Below are 20,370 nucleotides of genomic sequence, written 5' to 3'. Positions count from 1 at the left end.
GCCATTGTGGCCCTTGACAGTGGATTGGGTCATATGAGCGAGCGGGCACCAGAGCGAACAAATTGGCATGAAAAGAGGACGGCATAGACCTTCTGGTCATGCCGTCCTCTTTGAATGACAAGTTGTCGCTCTGGTGTCCGCGCAGCGTCGGCCAGTTACGGCGTTTGGTAAAACGCCGTAACTACTAAGACTCGATATAGTCCTTCAGCTTGCTGCTGCGGCTCGGGTGGCGGAGTTTGGCCAAGGTCTTGGACTCGATCTGGCGGATACGCTCGCGCGTGACGCCAAACTCGCGGCCGACTTCCTCGAGCGTGCGGGGATGCCCGTCGACAAGGCCAAAGCGCAGCTCGATAACCTTGCGCTCACGATCGGCAAGCGAGTCGAGCACCTGAGTGAGTTGCTCCTGCAGCATGGAGAAGCTGGCGGCATCGGGCGGAACGATAGCCTGGGAGTCCTCGATAAAGTCGCCCAGCTGGGAATCCTCTTCCTCGCCGATGGGGGTCTCAAGCGACACGGGCTCCTGCGAGATCTTCTGGATCTCGCGGACGCGGTCGGCGCTCATGTCCATCTCGGCACCGATCTCCTCGGGGGTCGGGTCGCGGCCCAGGTCCTGAAGGAGCTGACGCTGCACGCGGACGAGTTTGTTGATGGTCTCGACCATGTGCACGGGAATACGGATGGTACGGGCCTGGTCGGCGATAGCGCGCGTGATGGCCTGACGGATCCACCACGTGGCGTACGTGGAGAACTTAAAGCCCTTCTGGTAGTCGAACTTCTCGACGGCGCGGATCAGACCGAGGTTGCCCTCCTGGATCAGGTCCAGGAACAGCATGCCGCGGCCAACATAGCGCTTGGCGATGGAGACGACCAGACGCAGGTTTGCGCTGATGAGAGCCTGCTTGGCCTCGAGGCCGACATTCTCGATACGGGTCAGACGGCGCATCTCGGCACGCGTGAGCTCGAGCTCGCCTGCTTCGGCAGCCTCGAGCTTCTCGGTGGCCTCGAGACCGGCCTCGATCTTCATAGCCAGATCGACCTCTTCGGAAGCGGTCAACAGGTCGACCTTGCCGATCTCCTTGAGGTACATACGAACCGGATCGCCGGTCAGCATCACCGTGGAGGCATCGATGCCACGCACGCGGGAGCGTGAACGGGACGTGCGCACGGTGCGCTTCTTCTTGCTCTTGGAAGAACCCATCTCGGCGTCGGCCTGACGGGCCATCTTGAGCTCGTGATCGTCGAGCGAGCCGGAATCGTGCTCGTCATCGTCATCGAAATCGTCGGTATCGGTATCGTTATCGTCATCGTCGACGTCCATGGGGGCGTCGTCGTTACCGCTCGCGGAGATAATCTGGATGCCGCTGTTGCGCAGCGCGGAATACACCGCGGTGAGCTGCTCGTCAGAAACATCGATATCCTTCAGGGCGACCTGAATCTCGTCCTCGGTTACCGAAGTCCTGTTTGAGCCGTTGCCCATGAGCTTTGCAACGTAGGATTCCAGCCCAGTACCCGTGCTCTCAGTCTTTTTTGGCACAGATTCTCCCTTCATAGTCCACAGGACTCAATACTTTAGCACACACATTGACGTCTATACCCAAAAAGAGGACTGGATATAGGCGAGAATACGCTGGTTGACCACAACATCTAGGCCTGTTCGGTGCCTGCGGCCTCCAGGCCGATCAAACGGAACGGGTCCGCCACGCCGCCGATCGACTTTTGCAGTTCGCGCTGACGCTGCGAGTCCTGCGCGGCCTGCACGGTCAGCGCACGACGGGCCTCATCATCGAGCGAACGGTCCTGGCGCAGCTTGGCCTGTGCGGCACGCATGCGGCGCTTGATTGTGTAGAGCTCGAGCGTATCGAGCATAAACACGATGTTCGTCTCGGTGGGGTGCTTGCTCGTCGCCGAGATGCGCCCGGCACTCACAAGCGTTGCCGCCTCGGGACACACCGAGCGTGCCGCATCCATGCAGGCTGCAGGATCGGTTCCCGGCGGCGTTGCCAGCACGGCCCATGCGATGGACTCGTGACGTGGGTCAACCCACTCGATGGAGCAGATGCGGTCGGCATACGTGCGGAACAGGTCGGGGTAGCTCGTGAGCATGGTTAGCAGCTCACGCTCCCCCGCCAAGGACTTGCGCTCTAGATCTGTCAAAACCATAGGGGCCGAGGCGTCTGTCGGGGCACCGGCGGGCGTAGAGCCCATACCGTCAGGCACATCGATCGGCGGCAGGTCGTCGACGACCTCGACCGGCGCGGCACCGTAGGCATCGAGTGGGACGTAGTCGTACGGCTCTTCTTCGACCGGTGCGGACACCGGCGGCGTCGCGCCCGACGCCCAAGCACCACGAGATGTTCCCTGCGAACCAGACGACCGACCGCCCGCGCTACCAGATCGCTCAGCCTGCGCCCGCTGGCGTTCATAGTTCTGTTCGCGTCGGCGTTCCGCATCCTCGCGTTTAGCGACATCGCGAAACACGCGGCCCGAACTCGCGCGCACCGTCTCCAAATCCAAACCCAGCAGATCGGCAATCTGGATAAAGTACGTATCGATCATATAGCTGTCACGAAGCGGATAGATGAGCGTGAGCGCATCCTCCAGCGCCTTGGCGCGACCGCCCGGCGTGGTGATGTCGCTCGACTCCTGCAGCGAACGGTACACGAAGTCCATGAGCGGCTCGGCGGCGTCAATGCGTTTCTGCAGCTCCTCTCCGCCGTGGGCCGTGATGAACTCCATGGGATCGTTGCCGTCAGGCAGCACCACGCAGCGCAGGTCCATCGAATCCTGCTCGATAAACTGAATCGCGCGACGGGCGGCCTTCTGGCCCGCGGCATCGCCGTCAAACATATACACGATGCGCTTGGCAAAGCGGGTGAGCGTCTTGACGTGATGCTCCGTGAGCGCGGTGCCCAGCGTAGCGACAACGTTTTTAATCCCCGCCTCCCAACAGGCGATGCAGTCGGTATAGCCCTCTACCACGATGGCGGTATCCTGCGCGACGATAAACTCCTTGGCCCAATTAAAGCCGTAGAGGTTTCGCTTTTTATGAAACACGCTCGTCTCGGCGGTGTTGAGGTACTTGGGTTGGCCGTCACCCATGATGCGACCGCCAAAGGCGATGTTGTGACCCTGCTCGTCAAAGATGGGGAACATCACGCGGTCGTAGAAGCGGTCGGCAAGCTGCCCGCGCCCTCGACTCACGGCAACGTTGGCGTCGATCATCTCCTGCGGAGTAAAGCCCGCCTGCGACAGATGAGCCACCAGCATATTACGACCCGGCGCAAAGCCCAGGCAGTAGCGGCGGCAGACGTCGCCACCCATGCCGCGGCTGGCAAAGTACTCACGTGGACGGCCATCCTTACCGCGCATAAGCATGGTGTGGTAGAACTGGGCGGTCTCGGCACACAGATCGTAGATGCGGGCACGCTTGGTACCGCGCTCGCGGCGATCTCCGGTGTCGTGCAGCTCAATACCTGCACGATCGGCCAAATAACGGATTGACTCGGGAAAGCTCAGGTTCTCGCGCTTCATGATATAGGTGAAGACGTCGCCACCCTCGCCGCAGCCAAAGCAATGCCACACCTGCGTGGCGGGAATAATGTGGAAGGACGGAGTCTTTTCGCCATGAAAGGGGCAGCAGCCCCAAAACTCATGGCCGCGGGGCTTGAGCTCAACCGTTTCCTGCACGATGGCGACTAAGTCGGACGCAGCGCGTACCTGGTCTTTTTCCTCATCGCTAATCACGGACGCTCACCCCCTGCTCGCCCAAGTTGTGACGAATATCTTCGATATTACCCTCGACGGTCGCGATCAACTCATCCAGCGAATCGAACACGCGCGACGGACGCAGCCAGCGCGTAAACGCCAGCGAAACGGAAGCACCGTACAGGTCGCCCGTATAACCAATTAAATTAGCCTCAAGATGCGCAGATGCCGCATCGTCGGCATACGTCGGCGGCAGTCCGACGTTAACGGCAGCAGGCCACACGATGTCGTTTACCAGCACCAGGCCCTCATACACGCCATCGGCAGGCACCTGAATGCCGTCGGGAACCTGTAGGTTTGCCGTGGGAAAGCCCATGCCAGAGCCCTCGTGGCGGCCGCGAATAACACCGCCACGCACCATATACGGGCGGCCGAGTAACCCAGCAGCAAGCCCCACATGGCCCTGTCCCAGCTCGTGACGAATGCGGGTGGCGCAAATGGCCTCGCCGCCCTCGCAAAGCAGGTCGTGACCATACACGTCAACTCCGCGCTCGGAACCCCAGGCGCGCATCTCGGCAACACCAGAAGCACCGCCGCGACCCAGCCTAAAATCGCTGCCAACGCGAATCGAACGAATGTCGACAACGCGTGACAACAGTGCGAGAAAACCGACATGGTCGAGCGCCGCAACCTCAGGCGTAAAGGGAACGGCCACCACTGCATCGACCCGGGTTTGAGCCAGGGCATGCAGACGGTCGGCCGTCGTCATCAATTTTTGAGCGGGCGAAGGGCTCACCACGACGTCCGGGTCGGGATCGAAGGTAACCACGACCGCCTTACAGCCATGGGCACGGGCATCACAGACAAGCGCTTCGATGAGTTCCTGGTGTCCACGGTGCACACCATCGAAAACGCCGATGGCGATGGAGGCAGCACCCAAGTGCTCGCACTCATCAAATGCATCGGCAGCAACGATGCGAGCCTCGTCCGACTCGCCCGCGAAAAAGATACGCGCGAGCTCGCGAGCGGACAACATCATCGAACACCGCCGATTGCCTGCGGAAACACGTGCTCCATGACAAAGCGGCCACTCTCAATGCGGGCGAGCGCCTTGAGTCCCCCATCGAGCACCAACGCAAACGGCGCCTTCGAGGCATCGAAATCCGCAAGCGCACGCTCAACGGGAATGCGTCGGCCGCAGAGCAGGTCATCGGCAAGATTGCCAGGCAAGTCAACACGCGTGGCGCCCAGGGCAGCAATGGGATCCAGGGCAAAGCCAGGCGCGGACTCGGGGGAAAGTTCCTCGACCGCATGACAAGCGCCAATGGAAACAACACCGGAGGCCGTGCGGCGCAACGCGGAAATGTGCGCGGCGCTCTCACAGGCGCGGCCCAAGTCTCGAGCGAGCGCACGGATATAGGTGCCCTTGCTCACCGAGAACGCCACGGTCCACACACACGTATCACCTTCGCCGCCCACGGCGATCAGGTCGGCGGCATAGACCTCGACGGGGCGCGGAGGCAGGTCCACCGCATTGCCCTCGCGAGCAGACTTGTAGGCGCGAACGCCATTGACCGAGATAGCCGAAAACGCCGGCGGCACCTGCATCTGCGGACCCAGCATGGCCGCCAAGCGCTCACGGGCATAGGCAGGATCGCGCAGCTCGTTGGCAATAGCCACCGTGCGGACCGCCTCGCCCTCCGCATCATCGGTATTGGTCTCGGCGCCAAACGAGATGTCGGCGACATAGCTTTTGGTATCGAGGGTTAGCATGCCCAGCAAACGAGTAGCCTGGCCAACACCCACCACCATGACACCCGATGCCATGGGGTCGAGCGTGCCGGCATGGCCGACGCGACGCTCATGGAGGGCGCGCCGACATTGCGAGACCACATCGTGGGACGTGCAGCTCACCGGCTTATCGACGGCGAGCAGCATATTCAGTTGAGAAGGCGTACGACGAGCCATGTACCATCCAAAAAGTTAAAGCTCGACGGTCACCGAAGCGGGATCCTCCCCTACCAGTTCGGCCAGCATGGGAAGTGCCACGGTGAGCGTCTCGAGAATCGTTCCGTTGTTGGAGAAACCGGCGGCAGCGGGATGTCCGCCTCCGCCAAAGGCAGCAGCGATCTCGGACACGTTGAGGTCGCCCTTGGAGCGCAGGTTGCCGCGCACCTTGGTATCGCCCTCAATGCCCTTCAGGAACAGGCAGACTTCGACGCCCATCACCGAGCGAACCACATCGACCAGGCCGTCGCACTCATCCGAGGTGACACCGCAGGCCTCAAGGTCACTCTGGTACGCGTAGCTATACGCGACGCGCCCGTGGGCCACCGTCTTAATGCGGCCCATAACGATGGACTTGAGGTGCAAAAATTCAACGCGCATGCTCTGGTAGACCTCGAGTGCCACACGCGCCGGATCGGCACCGTGGGCAACCAGACGCGAGGCTGCATGGAACGCGGCGGCATCGGCGTTTTGGTACTGAAAACGGCCGGTATCGGTAACCAAGCCACACAGCAGGCAGGTCGCAACGCCATCACGTGCGACAATGCCGCAATTGTCCAAGAAGCGGTCGATGATCATGGCGCAGGCTGCAGCTTCGACGCGCCTCAGGCTGAGCTCGGCAAACTCCTCACGCGCCGGATGGTGATCGAAGCACACCACATGCTTGGAGCGACGAAGCACCTCGGCGGAATTATTGAGACGCTCGACGACCGGCACGTCCACCGAGATGAACAGGTCCGGATTGCCGGTGTACGCAGATGCCGGCACCAGGCGATCGGAGCCTTCCATAAAGCGGTAGATACGCGGAACCGGATCATCGTCTGCCAGCAGCAGGGCAATGTCCTTGTTGGGGAAAAACTTCATGAGCGAAAGGCCCAGACCCAAAACGGAGCCCAAGGCATCGCCATCGGGAGAAGTATGTCCCGAAATCGCAATGGAGGACGCACCCTCGATGAGCTCGAGGATGCGTCGCTGAATATCTGCAGACTCGCACGAGGCGAGGTCGGCGGAATTAGTCATCTAAAGCTGCCTCCTGGGCGGCATCCGCTATCGGATAGCCGTCCTCGTCCTTTTCGATCGCAAGCGTGGCGGGAACGTTTTCCAGCGCACGCGTGATACGCTCGGCCTCATCGGTCGAGCGATCGATGCGAAAATCGAGCTCGGGCGTAACACGCCAATCGAGCGAGCGAGCCAACAGGCTGCGAATACGGCCCTTAGCGCTTGCGAGCGCCTCCAAGACCTCGTCGTAGCGGCTCGCATCGCACGACACGTACACGCGCGCGAACGAACGGTCCACCGCGACCTCGACCGCGGTCAAAGTAACCAGGTCGAGACGCGGATCGGAAACCTCAAAGAGCAGGATATAACCGAGCTTCTCGCGAAGCTGCTCGCCCAGACGGCGGGTTGCCTGCGTTTGCTTCATAGCGCTACCCCCTACTCGGTACGGGCAACCTGGTCGATACGGTAACCCTCGATCTGGTCGCCGGGCTTGATGTCCTGGAAGTTCTCCAGGCCAATGCCGCCCTCGGAACCGCTCTTGAGGCTCTTGGCCTCGTCCTTGTAGTGACGCATCGAGGCGATCTTGCCGTTGAAGACCACGATGCCGTCGCGCACCAGACGCACGGAATCGGTCGCGGCGATCTCGCCCTCTTCGACGCGGACACCGGCGGCGATACCGACTTTAGGCACCTTGAAGGTGTCCAGGACGGTCGCGGTACCCGTGGAGACCTCGACCTCGGTGGGCTTGAGCATGCCGATACGGGCAGCGTCGAGCTCCTCGAGGCACTTGTAGATGACGTCGTAGCAACGGATCTCGACGCCCTCGCGCTCGGCGGCGGAACGCGCCTTACCGTCGGGGCGGACACCAAAGCCGATGATGATGGCGTTGGAGGCGTCGGCCAGGACGACGTCGGTCTCGTTGATGGCACCAACGGCGGAGTGGATCGTGTTGATGCGAACCTCGGACTGATCCATCTTGTCGAGCGAGTCCTGAAGGGCCTCGATGGAACCCTGGACGTCGGCCTTGATGATCAGGTTGAGCTCCTTGACCTCGGCGTCGGCAATGGTCTCGAAGAGGTTCTCGAGCGTGACGTGCTTGACGCGGCTCTGCTCCTCGATACGGGCCTTGAGTGAACGCTCATCGGCCAGGGCGCGAGCCTCGCGCTCGTCCTCGAAAACGCGGAACTCGTCGCCGGCGTTGGGCACGGACTGCAGGCCCAGGATCTCGACGGCGTCGGAAGGACCGGCCTCGGTGACGGCGTTGCCCTTGGGATCGAGCATGGCGCGGACGCGACCGTAGGTAAGGCCGGCGACCAGCGTATCGCCCACGTGCAGGGTACCGCGGGTCACGAGCACCGTGGCAACCGAACCGCGGCCCTTGTCGAGCTTAGCCTCGAGGACGTTACCGGAGGCAAAAGTGTCGGGGTTGGCCTTGAGCTCGAGCACGTCGGCCTGGAGCAGCACGGTCTCGAGCAGGTCGTCGATACCGATCTTCTGCTTGGCCGAGATGTTGACGAACATGTTCTGTCCGCCCCACTCCTCGGGGATGATGCCGTACTCGGTGAGCTCCTGGCGCACGCGGTCGGGGTTGGCACCCGGCTTATCGATCTTGTTGACGGCGACGACGATGGGTACGCCGGCGGCCTTGGCGTGATTGATCGACTCGATGGTCTGGGGCATGACGCCGTCGTCGGCGGCCACGATCAGAATGACGATGTCGGTCACCTTGGCACCACGGGCACGCATGGCCGTAAAGGTGGCATGACCCGGGGTATCGATGAAGGTGATCTTGCGGTCGTTGATCATGACCTGCGAAGCGCCGATGGCCTGCGTAATGCCGCCCGCCTCGCCGGCAGCAACGCCGGTGTGACGGATGGCGTCGAGCAGCGACGTCTTGCCGTGGTCGACGTGGCCCATGACGGTGACGACCGGTGCGCGCGGCTTAAGGTCGGCGGGATCGTCGTAGAACGAGAAGGTATTCTCCTCCTCGGGGGTAATGATCTTGATCTGACGACCCAGGTCGTCGGCAACGAGCTCGACAAGGTCATCGGACATGGACTGCGTCATGGTGAGCGGCGTGCCCAGCAGGAACAGGCGCTTGATGATGTCGTTGGCCGGAACGTCGAGTGCCTCGGCGAGTTCCTGGACGGTAACGCCCTGGGAGACCTTGATGGCGTCGAGCTCCTCGGGGTTCACGCCCTGGGCCAGCGCCTCCTCTATCTTGCGCTCCTCCTGAGCCTTGGCAGCCTCGCGCTCGCGCTTCTCCTTGCGCTTCTTGCGGCGACCGGTGGACTCACGAGAGGCCTCCTCGACGGCAGCACGAGCCTCCTCGAGCACCTTCTCGCGGCTGTACTCCTCGGCCTCACGAGCCATGCGGCTGTAGTGGTCCTCTTCGTTGTTGTGACCGCCCTTGCGCTTCTTGCCCTTGCCCTGCTTATCGGGGTTGGGGAAGTCCATGCCGGCAGCGACGTTGTTGCTGGCGTTGGTGCGATGGCTGTGCGGACGGCTCTCGGAGGCGTTGCGCTCGGAGTTGTTGTCGGAAGCGTTGCGATCGTTACGACGGCCACCGCGGCGGTCGTTGTTGCCGCCACGACGGTTACCGCGCTCGGCGGCGCGCTCGGCCTTGGCCTTGTCCTCGGCGTCCTTCTTCTCCTTGAGCACGGTCTCCTGTGCAGCGATCTGGTCGAGCAGCGAACGGAAGCGCGAACCGGAGTCGGAAGCGGGAACGGCGCGGCGCTGGGCCTCGCGGGCAGCCTCCTCCTTCTCGCGAGCAAGGCGCTCCTGCTCGGCCTTCTTCTTGGCCTCGGCCTCGGCGCGGGCAGCCTCCTCGGCAGCCTGGGCTGCGGCAAACTGGCGGCGCTCCTCCTCGCGTGCCTTCTCGGCGGCGATGCGCTCGCGCTCGGCCTCGGCGGCGCGAGCGGCTTCCTCGGCGGCAGCTGCCTGCTCCTCGGCCTGCTTGGCGGCCTCGACTTCCTGAGCGCGGGCCTCGATCACCGAGGCGAGCTGCTTGCGGACCATGGCGACATAGGCGTCCTCCAAGGTGGAGGAAGCGGACTTAGCGGGAATCTTCATATCGGCGAGATGACCCATCAGTTCCTTGGAGGTCATGCCGAACTCTTTGGCCAGGGTGGACACACGGACTTTTGCCATATGACTTCACCTACCCTTTCTGGCACCTTGGGTGCCTAGAGACTGAACGAGCGTGGGAGACGCGCCGGGACCCGCCCGGCGCGACCGCGCTAGATCAGGTCCTCCGCATCATCGAAGGCGTCGGTGTCGTGGACACCGCAGAAACGGGAGCCGGGACGGGCCTGGTTGCGGCACTGGATGCCGTCCTCGGACACGTACTCGCAGCGGCGGACGTCCTCGTCCTCCTCATCACCGATCAGGTCGGCGGCGGGTTCCTCGTGAACGGGAACGTTCTTGAGGATGTCGGCGGCAAGCGTCTCGGACTTGATGTCGATGTGCCAGCCGGTCAGGCGCGCGGCAAGGCGGGCGTTCTGGCCCTCCTTGCCGATGGCGAGGGACAGCTGGTCGTCGGGCACAATGACGCCGGCGTAGGCCTTCTCCTCGTCGATGAGGACGCGGGTGACCTTAGCGGGCGACAGGGCGTTGGCGACGTAGACGGCAGGATCGGCATCCCACAGGATGACGTCGACGCGCTCGCCGCGGAGCTCGCCCACGACAGCGCGAACACGGCTGCCCTTGGGGCCGACGCAGGCGCCCACGGGATCCAGACGGTCGTCGAGCGAGTGGACGGCGACCTTGGAGCGCTGGCCGGGCTCGCGGGCGATCGACTTAATCTGGACGGTGCCCTCATAGATCTCGGGCACCTCCTGCTCAAACAGACGACGCATGAGCTCGGGGTGGGTACGGGAGATGACAATCGGCGGACGGCTGTGCTCGCCACGAACCGGCTGCAGGTTGGAGTTGGGGTCGCGAACGTCGATGATCACGGCCTTGATGTGCTGGTTGTGCAGGTAGCGCTCGCCCATCGGACGCTCGTTGCGCTCGTTCTCGTAACGACGCTGATCGAAGTGCGGCAGCTCGGCCTCGACGCCCTCGCGAATCTTGACGATCGTGAAGTCGGGCGTGGACTGCAGCACGGTACCGCTGATGAGGTCACCGATGCGGCCGGAGAACTCCTCGTAGATCTGCTCGCGGGCGGAGTTACGCACGATGGCGTTGATCTCGGCCTTGGCGTGCTGGGCAGCGATGCGGCTCGTATTCTTGGGGGTGACGTCGATCTCCTCGAACTCGGTGAAGTTGCCCTCCTCGTCCATGGAATCGTCGATCGGCTCCAGGCGGTAGACGTAGATCTTGCCGGTGGTGCGGTCGATGGTCACCTTAGCGCCCCACTCAAGATGCAGGATCTCGGCATAGCTCTTGGCGAGCGACTGCTCCAGGCGGTCGATCAGGTAGAGCTGGTCGATGTGCTTCTCCTGGCAAAGCTCCATCAGGGCGGACATCATGTCGGATGCTGCCATCTTACTTTCCTTCCTTCGCGGGCTTGAAGTCGTAGGTGGGCTTCAACTTGCACTTTTTAACATCAGAGAAATCGAGGGTAACGGACTCGCCGTCCTCGAGCTCGAGGGCCACGTCGGTCTCGGTCGCAGCGGCAATCTTGCCGGCGTACTTGCGACGGCCCTCGGTGGCGGTGGAGGTGAGCTCACAGTTCTCGCCCACAAAGCGGGCAAAGTCGCACGGGCGGCGCAGTGGGCGCGCCATGCCCGGGCTCGACACCTCAAGCGTATAGCTCGAAGAGATGGGGTCGAGCTCCTCAATCACGTCGCCGACCCACTTGGTATTGGCCGTGACGTCGTTGAGCGACAGGCTCTGACCCTCGGCACCCTCGATACGCACGCGCACGCAGGGGGCCTTGGTGGCACCCACGAGCTCGACGTCGACGATGTCGACATCGTGCTGGGGAGCGACGGCCTCGAGCGCATCGATGATCGCCTGCTCGGTCTTAGTCTTGACCATTGCGGCACCTCCATCCATACAAAAAAGAAGCGGGGCCGAAACCCCACTTCTTTCAATTACAACTTCATTTGCAAGCAAACTATAGCAATAGCTGCGAAAACGTGCAAGCACAGTACGAATCTGCAGGTCAGCGTGCGCACAGCTTCTCCACAAGAATAGGACAATTGACCGCGGCCAGGCTAAACAAAACGAGGGACGGCCCAACCGGACCGTCCCTCGTTTATTGCATGTCAGCTTTACGCGCAGAGCTTATTTGACCACCAGGTTGACCAGCTTGCCGGGCACGCAGATGGCCTTGACGACCGTCTTGCCCTCGAGCCACTTGGCGACGGCTTCCTCAGCGGCAGCCTGCATCTCCTCGTTGGAGGCGTCGCGGGCGACGTCGATGCGGCCGCGGACCTTGCCGAGCACCTGTACGACGATCTGCACCGTGTCCTCTATGGACTCGGCCAAGTCGAACTCGGGCCAGGCGGCGGTGTAGGCATTGCCCTCGCAGCCGAGCGCCTCATGCCACAGCTCGTCGGCCCAGAACGGGCAGATGGGGGCAAGGACGCTCACGATATCCTTAGCCACGCCGTAGCACAGCGCCTTGTCACGGGAAGCGACCTCAGTGGCGTTGAGGTAGGCGCTCGCCGCGTTGACGAGCTCCATGACGGCCGAGATGGCGGTGTTGAACTGGCCGCGATCGAAGTCCTCGGTGCACTTGGCGATGGTGCGGTGACGCTCGCGATAGAGCTTCATCGCAACCTCGTCGAGCGCTGACTTGTCGAAGGCCACGCTGGCGTCGCCAGACTGGACAAGCTGCCAAACGATACGCCAGGCGCGCTTGATGAAGCGGTTGGCGCCATCAACGGCCTTGGGGTCCCAGTCGAAATCCTTCTCGGGCGGGGCGATAAACAGGATCGCCAGACGCATGGTGTCGGCGCCGTAGGGCTCGATGACCGAGCTCGGGGGCACGACGTTGCCCTTGGACTTGGACATGGTTTCGCCGTTCTCGTCCTTGACCATGCCCTGGCACAGCAGGTTAGTGAAGGGCTCGTCCACGCTCAGCAGACCCAGGTCGCGCAGGGCCTTGGTAAAGAAGCGGCTATAGAGCAGGTGCAGAATGGCGTGCTCGATGCCGCCGATGTAGTTATCGACGGGCATCCAACGGTCGGCGGCCTCACGGGAGAAGGGCAGCTCGGTGTTGTGCGGATCGGTATAGCGCAGGTAATACCAGCTGGAGCAGGTGAAGGTGTCCATGGTATCGGTCTCGCGCTTGGCCGGGCGACCACAGACCGGGCAGGTGGTCTCGTAGAACTCCTTGCACTCGGCAAGGGTCTCGCCGGCACCCAGGTCCAGGTTCTCGGGCAGCGTCACCGGCAGCTGGTCCTCGGGCACGGGCACGATGCCGCAGTGCTCGCAGTGGATGGCCGGGATGGGGTTGCCCCAGTAACGTTGACGGCTGATGAGCCAGTCGCGCAGGCGGAACTCGACCTTGCGACGGCCGCAGCCCATGGCCTCGAGGTCGGCCACGATGGCAGCCTCGCCCTCAGAGTGCTTGCCGCCGCGCATGCCGGTGTACTTGCCCGACTGGACGAGCGTGCCCTCGGCAGCGTGGGCGCAATCCCAGTCGACGTTCTCGGCATGGAAGGTGTCGATGGTCTCGCCGCTAGCCTCGACGGCAGCGCGATCCTCATCGTCCAGGATGATCGGCACGATAGGCAGGTCGTACTTGCGGGCGAACTCAAAGTCGCGCTGGTCGCCGCAGGGAACGGCCATGACGGCACCGGTGCCGTAGTCGGCAACGACATAGTCAGCAACCCACACGGGGATCTTCTCGCCGTTGACGGGGTTTACCACGTAGCGGCCCGTAAAGGCGCCGTGCTTCTCGAGGGTGCCCTGGGCGCGCTCGACGGCAGAGATATGCTTGGAGTCCTCGACGATCTTGGTGACGGCCTCCTCGTACTGAGTGCCCTCGACGAGCTCGTGCAGGCGCACGTACTCGGGAGACAGGACAAAGAAGGAAACGCCAAAGAGCGTGTCGGCGCGCGTGGTGAAGACGGTGATCTTACCCTCGTCGCCCTCGATGGGCTCGCCATCGGTGTCGCACAGGGTAAAGTCGACCTCGGCGCCCTCGGAGCGGCCGATCCAGTTGGCCTGCATCTGCTTGACGCGCTCGGGCCAGCCGGGGAGCTTCTCCAGGTCATCGAGCAGCTCCTGGGAGTAGTCGGTGATCTTGTAGTACCACTGCTCGAGGTCACGCTTCTCGGGCTCGGTGCCGCAACGCCAGCACTTGCCCTCGGTTACCTGCTCGTTGGCCAAAACGGTCTTGCAGGTGGGGCACCAGTTGACCGGGTTCTTCTTGCGGTAGACCAGACCCTTTTCCCACATCTTTTCAAAGATCCACTGACCCCAGCGATAGTAGTCGGGGCTACAGGTCTTAACGGTACGATCCAGATCGTAGGAGAAGCCCATGCGCCTCATCGTGGCGAGCGCCTGGTCCATGTTCTTATACGTCCAGGCGGCAGCCTGTGTGTTGTGCTTGATGGCGGCATTCTCGGCGGGCAGACCAAAGGCATCGAAGCCGATGGGGTGCAGCACGTCGTAGCCGCGCATGCGGGCCTGACGGGCCATGGCATCGCCGATGGTGTAGTTGCGCGCGTGGCCCATGTGCAGGTCGCCCGACGGATACGGGAACATCTCGAGCACATACTTCTTGGGCTTGCTGTCGTCGGTGTCGACGGCAAAGAGGTTGGAGTCCTCCCAGGCCTTCATCCACTTGGACTCAATGGCCTGCGCGTCGTAGGCAGGGATCTCATCCTTATGATCTGTGCAATCGCACATATCAGCTCCTTTAATCTTTAATGGGGTCGGTCGGCTTAGCTTTATTCGCTACTGCGGACAGTCCTGCGCAAGACGAAGAGCACATTAAGTGCTCTTCTTTGCGTGCGGAACTTGTAGCGAACAAAGCTAAGCCGCCCGACCCTAAGGTTAACTTGACTGATGATAGCAAATACAACAAGCGAGATGCCTGCGACTTGCAGGCATCTCGCTTTATCTAAATAACGTGGTTGAAACTCAACCTTTATGTGCAGCTCTTATCCTATCGATAAGACACAGACTGCTGGGAGTCTTTCACGACTACGTCGTGGGCTCCGCCTTCGACGATGGAGGTGGAGCTGACCAGGGTCAGGCGCGCCTTTTCCTGGAGCTCGGGGATCGAGAGGGCGCCGCAGTTGCACATCGTGGACTTGACCTTGTAGAGTGTGCCGCCCACGCCGTCCTTGAGGGAGCCGGCGTACGGGACGTAGGAGTCGACGCCCTCGACGAAGCTGAGCTTCGCGGCGCCGCCCAGGTCGTAGCGCTGCCAGTTGCGGGCGCGCGCAGAGCCCTCGCCCCAGTACTCCTTCATGTACTGGCCATTAACGTTGACGCGCTCGGTCGGGCTCTCGTCAAAGCGGGCGAAGTAGCGGCCCAGCATCATAAAGTCGGCACCCATGGCAAGGGCGAGCGTCATGTGGTAGTCGTAGACGATACCGCCGTCGGAGCACACGGGCACGTAGACGCCGGTCTCCTCGTAGTACTCGTCGCGAGCGCGGCAGACATCGATCAGCGCGGTGGCCTGACCACGGCCGATACCCTTGGTCTCGCGGGTAATGCAGATGGAGCCGCCGCCGATACCGACCTTGATGAAGTCGGCACCGCAGTCGGCCAAAAAGCGGAAGCCCTCGGCGTCGACGACGTTACCGGCACCGACCTTGACGTCCTCGCCGTAGTTAGCGCGGATCCACTCGATGGTGCGCTTCTGCCACTCGCTGAAGCCCTCGGAAGAGTCAATGCACAGGACGTCGGCACCGGCCTCGATAAGCAGCGGCACGCGCTCGGCATAGTCGCGGGTGTTGATACCGGCGCCGACCATGTAGCGCTTATCGCCGTCGAGCAGCTCGTTGGGGTTGGTCTTGTGGCTGTCGTAATCCTTGCGGAAGACGATGCCCATGAGGTGATCGTTGTCGTCGACAATGGGCAGAGCGTTGAGCTTGTTGTCCCAGATGACGTCGTTGGCAACCTTGAGGCTGATGTTCTTGTCGCCCACGATGAGCTGCTCGCGCGGGGTCATGAACTCGGAGACCTTCTTCTGGTGGTCATCGCGGCTGGGGCGATAGTCACGGCTGGTGACGATGCCCAGGAGCTTGCCCTTGGGAGTGCCATCGTCGGTGACCGGCATGGTGGAGTGGCCGGTCTTCTCCTTGAGCTCGATGACCTGCTCCATGGTCATGTCGGGGGTCAGCGTGGAATCGGACTGAACGAAACCAGCCTTGTGATCCTTAACGGCCTTAACCATAGCAGCCTCGGACTCGGGGGTCTGAGAACCGTAAATGAAGGACAGGCCACCCTCGGTAGCGAGCGCGACGCCCATGTCGACGCCCGAGACGGACTGCATGATGGCGGAAACCATGGGGATGTTCAGGGTGATTGCCGGCTTCTCACCGCGCTTGAAGCGGGTTAGCGGCGTCTTAAGAGAGACGTTGTTGGGGATGCACTGCGAGGACGAGTAACCAGGAACCAGCAGATACTCCGAAAACGTGTGGGACTCACCGGGAAAGAACGTAGCCATGTTTCTCCTTTTTCCATGCGACCGGTCGGCTGCAGGCCTCGTAGGACCCAGCCCAACCTTGGGCGCCCAATACTGGGGAAGTATCTTAACGCACTTTGACTGCTACAATGCATGATTTAAGAAGAGCACACGAGGGTTTGACGCAGGCTTTGCGTTTGCCCAGCAAACACTTTAGCGGGGAGACGTGGAGCGTATGAAGTACAAGACGACGGCAAAGTTGGTCATTCAAGCGTGCGACAAAGACCTACCGGGCGTGTTCGGCCACGGCTGCGTCTTGCTGCTGCAGGGTATTGCCCACGAACACTCGCTCAACCGTGCCGCCAAGAGCATGGGCATGGCGTATTCCAAGGCCTGGCGCATCGTAAACGAGGCCGAAGGCCAGCTGGGCTGCAAGCTCATCGAGCGCGACGGAGCCCGCGGATCATCGCTCACCCCCGCCGGCGAGCGCGCCATAGCGGCCTACGAGGAGCTGCAGGCCGACATCAACAACGTCATCGCCACCAAAGCCAACGACCTCATCGCCAGCATCAATGCAGAGTAGTCCTTTTGGGACTGAATTGTTGTCCACCGTGCCCTCGGATTGAGGCTCGTGCCACAAAACGGGCCCATCTACTACGTTTAGCTGAATACCCTCGACCATACCGGACATTATGAAAATAAAACCGCTGGTAGACAGCTTGGCAATTTTCGAAATAGGCGGGTATGGTCGACCCCTATGGCTTAAACGTAGTAAATAGGCCGTTTTCGTGACACACACCCCGATTAGTTACTTTCGGAGCGCGTTGTCCAGGGTGGACGCTACAACCAGGGGGTCGTCGGTACCGGCGAAGAGGCGAATGGTGCTCCCCTGCTTGCCGCGCGGAGCAGAGAGTCGCGTCGTTGCGCCGCCGGCGGGCGATGTGCGAAACTCCCCCGGCAAAGCATCGAACAAATCGCCCGCACTGCGCTCGATAAGGTCAAACTCAACTGCCGGACCAAAGCCGTGCTCGAGGATTCCAGTTGCAACCGCATGGTCGGGATGCGAGCTCAGTCCAGGATAGCGCACGGCGTGCACCATCTCATTGGCAGCCAAGTACTCGGCCAGCGCACGTGCGCGGTCGAAATGTGCCTGCATGCGGGCATCGAGCGAGTCCAGCCCGCGCTCCAGCACACCGGCCTCATCAGCAGGCAAATCAAGTTTGACCAAGCCACAGCCCTCAAGCAGAGCATGCGCGCACTCGGCAGCAGCATCCACACGATGGCGCTTGAGCTGCGAGCGCGCGACCGATATGGCAACCAACTTGTGCGGAGCCTCACCGGCGCACACGCGGTCAAGTGCCTCGAGCGACAGCACGGCACCCAAGCGCAACGGATCGCACCCAAAGACACCAGCCACGGTGTTATCCACCACGAGCAGCGCATGAGCCTCACGCGCGGCACGTCCTAACGCGCGCAGATCGGGCACGCGCAATCCAAACCCGCCAATAGAGTTGACGAACCACCACAGGTGCGGCCCCTCGACCTCAAACGAAGCATCAAAGCCCTCGGACGCAGCAGTAAACGCCGCAACCGACGGCTCCTCCACCATAGCCACGTCGCAGCACTCAAAGCCGCGCGCAAACGCATCGGCAAAGTCATCGGCAAACGCAACCAGGCGATCGCCGGGACGTACAATCCCCAACAGAGACAGCGCCGCCGGCACATGCGGCGCTGCAGCAAGACGCGCCTCACGCGCGCCGGCCCTTGCAGCCCAGGCCTCTTCTAGCTGCTGTACGTCCACGCGGCACCGTCCCTTCATAAGCAAAAAACCCACGATGCGGGTGTTCCCCGCATCGTGGGCAACGGCTGCAGTATAGCGCCGATAGGCGACGAAACGCCTAGATGCTGAGCGTGTGATAGGTCACGCTCGCACCCGGAGCGTCAACGGTCACGCCATAGGCCTCGGGTGGCCAAAAGCGTCTGCAACGTCGAGCATCTCAAAGTTGGCATCCCAGCTGTCAAAGATACGATGCACCAACACCGCGAGTTCCTCGGCACACAGCAGGGGAAACGGCGCATCTGCCGCACCCTGAAGCGCGACCGACCCGCCCGAGCATGCCTCGAACAACGGCATCAAAAATGGGTCGGTTAATGCCGGCGATGCGGTATACAGATACGGCACGCGCAGGACTTTGGCTTGGATGCCGTCGCGCGATGCATAGTAACGGCACAGGTCGTTGGCAGCGCGGGCGATAATGCCCTTGCCCGTCTGGGCCCCACTGGCGGCCGTGGCGTCGTCGTCACATCCGCCAGTGGTGCCCTCTGCACCCGCGGGCCCCGCAATAAACAGCAGCTGCACATTGCGTCCCATACAGGCACGAAACACCGAGCGCAGCAGCCCAATGTCGCCAAAAGTCACGGTATGCGGGGTGAGGTAGGTAGAAAGGTAGACCACGCGCTCAAACTCGTAGGCCTGGTCCAGGTGCTGGAGGAGCTCTTTCCACGAAGCATGGGGCGACGACTCATCGCGGCGCGCGTCCTGCGCGGCTACGACCTACACATGGTCGCCGGGGAACGCCTTGGAGCAAAAGTCATCGTCAACATATGCGGTGTTGCCAACAACCAGCACTTCCACGGCGTTCCCCCTCCCCAAAAATCTACTTTTGCCATAGTCAAACATGCGTATTGTACGCTGTAAAAGCGAGCCAAGGCGCCTTTAAGGCTGTTTTAAGAACTTTTTAGAGGATGTGAGAGCGGCAACTCATTCGACTTAGATTCATCGAGGAAATGCTATTCGCTCTGAAAAGGCACATCGCAATCTGCTGACAGCTCTGCAGGGAGAATGGCAGGCGATGCACATTGCTCTCGCACAGAATCATCAGATGAAAGAAACGGCAACTCTTTGGAATGGCTGGCGATAACCTGCGGAACGATTTTGATACCCAAAGCAAGCTCGAACCTAGCGATCGTCTTCAGCGTCATATTGGGCTGAGAATTCAACAGCTTCGAAAGCGACTGAAGGCTCACGCCCATACGCTTTGCCAAATCGCTTTTGCTTAAACCCAGACGCTTCATCTCGCGATGAACAATAAACTCGATATCTAGCGCGTGTTCATAAGCGCGTGTTTCGCTGGTTTCTGTATCGGCGTAAAAATCAGATAAATCTACTTTATTCATTGTGTTCTCCGTTTCGAAAGCCAAGTATAAAAGTCAAGGCTCAGATTCCAGAAGTTGACGTGCTATTCTGGCCGATCATTGTTCGAGCGGTTAATTTCCGCTTAGGGTCTGACAACATTTTCTGGAATTGAGAGTTGTCGGGAGAAGCCGTCAATTCCCAAAACGGTCGACCCTTGAGGTCTCTATATTCGACAAGATCATATCCTTCTGCCAAAGGGCACCTCCCATTTCTAGATGAACTTAACTTATAGGTTAAGTTCATCCATTTAAATACATATAACGAGGTCCAGACAAGATTCCTCTGCCCCAATCGATAAACAAACCAGTCGAGCTTATGCAAAATCCGGAAGTGTGCGGCATATTCTAGACACGTCAACCACACTGGATAGTGGCAACGCTTCTACCTGCGGGTTCTTTTCATGAAAAGGACGATGTGCTCGAGGGTTCCAAAATTTGCCGCATGCTTCCGTCGGGCGTTTCCGGAAGTGCGGTGAAAAACCGAGATCGACAGACCAGACCCCTGTTTTAGCCTTCCGCGACCTGCGGTTTTGTTGCCGAAATTCGGTTTATGCTCGGAGGTTTCCGATTTTTCCCCGCACTTCCGAAAAGCACCCTTAAACCGCGCGTCCCGAAGCGGAAAACCGCCGGATATTTGTTCTCCCCAAATGAGATCCTTGTTTTGCCTGGCCGAATCTTACATCCAAACAAAAAAAGAGGACCGACGCATCAACCCTCTTCAGGTGTCGCCCGAAGGCTTCCAGCGCAATTGATTTAATTCTAATCGATATCACTTGTTTGACCACGATCACGTCAACCAGTAGAAGCCGCCCATGCTCGATCATTCCATTGCCGGGATGGTGCTTGGCTAGTACGTCACACATTGCATACATGAAAAAAGGGAGGCTTCGGTAGTTTGTGTGACAAGGGGCTAGCCTAGGCAGCAA

Annotated in this window: 16 protein-coding genes; 1 reads left to right on the top strand and 15 read right to left on the bottom strand. The window is 61.0% G+C overall.

Annotation, left to right across the window (positions count from 1 at the left end):
• Positions 1-184 precede the first annotated feature (184 nt).
• The 11 genes from rpoD to DW037_RS09600 all read right to left on the bottom strand — a co-directional run bounded on the left by rpoD (position 185) and on the right by DW037_RS09600 (position 16,291).
• Entirely contained in the window at positions 185-1,534 is a 1,350-nt protein-coding gene (gene rpoD, locus DW037_RS09650; protein WP_117798136.1) for an RNA polymerase sigma factor RpoD, read from the bottom strand.
• Between the two features lie 110 nt (positions 1,535-1,644).
• Positions 1,645-3,744 carry a DNA primase gene (gene dnaG / locus DW037_RS09645; RefSeq protein ID WP_117716038.1) on the bottom strand — a complete coding sequence of 700 codons (2,100 nt, stop codon included), beginning with the start codon at positions 3,742-3,744 and terminating at the stop codon, positions 1,645-1,647.
• Positions 3,737-4,744 carry a riboflavin biosynthesis protein RibF gene (gene ribF / locus DW037_RS09640; protein WP_233508960.1) on the bottom strand — a complete coding sequence of 336 codons (1,008 nt, stop codon included), beginning with the start codon at positions 4,742-4,744 and terminating at the stop codon, positions 3,737-3,739. Before ribF ends, dnaG begins: the two co-directional genes overlap by 8 nt.
• Positions 4,741-5,673: a tRNA pseudouridine(55) synthase TruB gene (truB, locus tag DW037_RS09635; protein ID WP_117716037.1), complete on the bottom strand. Its 933-nt coding sequence runs from the start codon at positions 5,671-5,673 to the stop codon at positions 4,741-4,743. Before truB ends, ribF begins: the two co-directional genes overlap by 4 nt.
• A gap of 15 nt (positions 5,674-5,688) precedes the next feature.
• Positions 5,689-6,732, bottom strand: coding sequence for a bifunctional oligoribonuclease/PAP phosphatase NrnA (locus DW037_RS09630; protein WP_099431635.1), 1,044 nt, complete (start codon positions 6,730-6,732; stop codon positions 5,689-5,691).
• Positions 6,725-7,135: a 30S ribosome-binding factor RbfA gene (rbfA, locus tag DW037_RS09625; protein ID WP_117637767.1), complete on the bottom strand. Its 411-nt coding sequence runs from the start codon at positions 7,133-7,135 to the stop codon at positions 6,725-6,727. Before rbfA ends, DW037_RS09630 begins: the two co-directional genes overlap by 8 nt.
• An 11-nt stretch (positions 7,136-7,146) precedes the next feature.
• Positions 7,147-9,861 (bottom strand): translation initiation factor IF-2, encoded by a 2,715-nt coding sequence (gene infB, locus DW037_RS09620; RefSeq protein ID WP_117716036.1) that lies wholly within the window; start codon positions 9,859-9,861, stop codon positions 7,147-7,149.
• Between the two features lie 89 nt (positions 9,862-9,950).
• Entirely contained in the window at positions 9,951-11,198 is a 1,248-nt protein-coding gene (gene nusA, locus DW037_RS09615; protein WP_006234042.1) for a transcription termination factor NusA, read from the bottom strand.
• 1 nt (position 11,199) lies between these two features.
• A complete protein-coding gene (gene rimP, locus DW037_RS09610) occupies positions 11,200-11,694 on the bottom strand; it encodes a ribosome maturation factor RimP (RefSeq protein WP_118373229.1) in 495 nt (164 codons plus the stop codon).
• Between the two features lie 249 nt (positions 11,695-11,943).
• The gene (gene leuS / locus DW037_RS09605; RefSeq protein ID WP_118373228.1) at positions 11,944-14,520 is read right to left on the bottom strand and encodes a leucine--tRNA ligase; all 2,577 of its coding nucleotides are present in this window, start codon (positions 14,518-14,520) and stop codon (positions 11,944-11,946) included.
• A gap of 259 nt (positions 14,521-14,779) precedes the next feature.
• A complete protein-coding gene (locus tag DW037_RS09600) occupies positions 14,780-16,291 on the bottom strand; it encodes an IMP dehydrogenase (RefSeq protein ID WP_117736274.1) in 1,512 nt (503 codons plus the stop codon).
• A gap of 193 nt (positions 16,292-16,484) precedes the next feature.
• Between DW037_RS09600 and DW037_RS09595 the strand changes: the two genes are divergently transcribed.
• Positions 16,485-16,832 carry a winged helix-turn-helix domain-containing protein gene (locus tag DW037_RS09595; RefSeq protein ID WP_117765729.1) on the top strand — a complete coding sequence of 116 codons (348 nt, stop codon included), beginning with the start codon at positions 16,485-16,487 and terminating at the stop codon, positions 16,830-16,832.
• A 225-nt stretch (positions 16,833-17,057) separates the two neighbouring features.
• On the opposite strand, the gene DW037_RS09590 is transcribed toward DW037_RS09595, so the two are convergent.
• The 4 genes from DW037_RS09590 to DW037_RS10820 all read right to left on the bottom strand — a co-directional run.
• Positions 17,058-18,050, bottom strand: a complete 993-nt coding sequence (locus tag DW037_RS09590; RefSeq protein WP_158561595.1) for a PLP-dependent transferase — start codon at positions 18,048-18,050, stop codon at positions 17,058-17,060.
• A 147-nt stretch (positions 18,051-18,197) separates the two neighbouring features.
• Positions 18,198-18,704 (bottom strand): hypothetical protein, encoded by a 507-nt coding sequence (locus DW037_RS09585; protein WP_117765733.1) that lies wholly within the window; start codon positions 18,702-18,704, stop codon positions 18,198-18,200.
• Positions 18,705-19,039: 335 nt separating this feature from the next.
• Positions 19,040-19,426: a helix-turn-helix transcriptional regulator gene (locus DW037_RS09580; protein ID WP_117637774.1), complete on the bottom strand. Its 387-nt coding sequence runs from the start codon at positions 19,424-19,426 to the stop codon at positions 19,040-19,042.
• Between the two features lie 614 nt (positions 19,427-20,040).
• On the bottom strand, positions 20,041-20,370 hold a 330-nt coding region (locus tag DW037_RS10820), incomplete at its 5' end, for a hypothetical protein (RefSeq protein ID WP_233542355.1).

This window comes from Collinsella sp. AF39-11AT (assembly GCF_003474585.1).
GTDB lineage: Bacteria > Actinomycetota > Coriobacteriia > Coriobacteriales > Coriobacteriaceae > Collinsella.
Note: the sequence above shows the minus strand (reverse complement) of the source record. Positions and strands in the feature narration are given on the sequence as shown.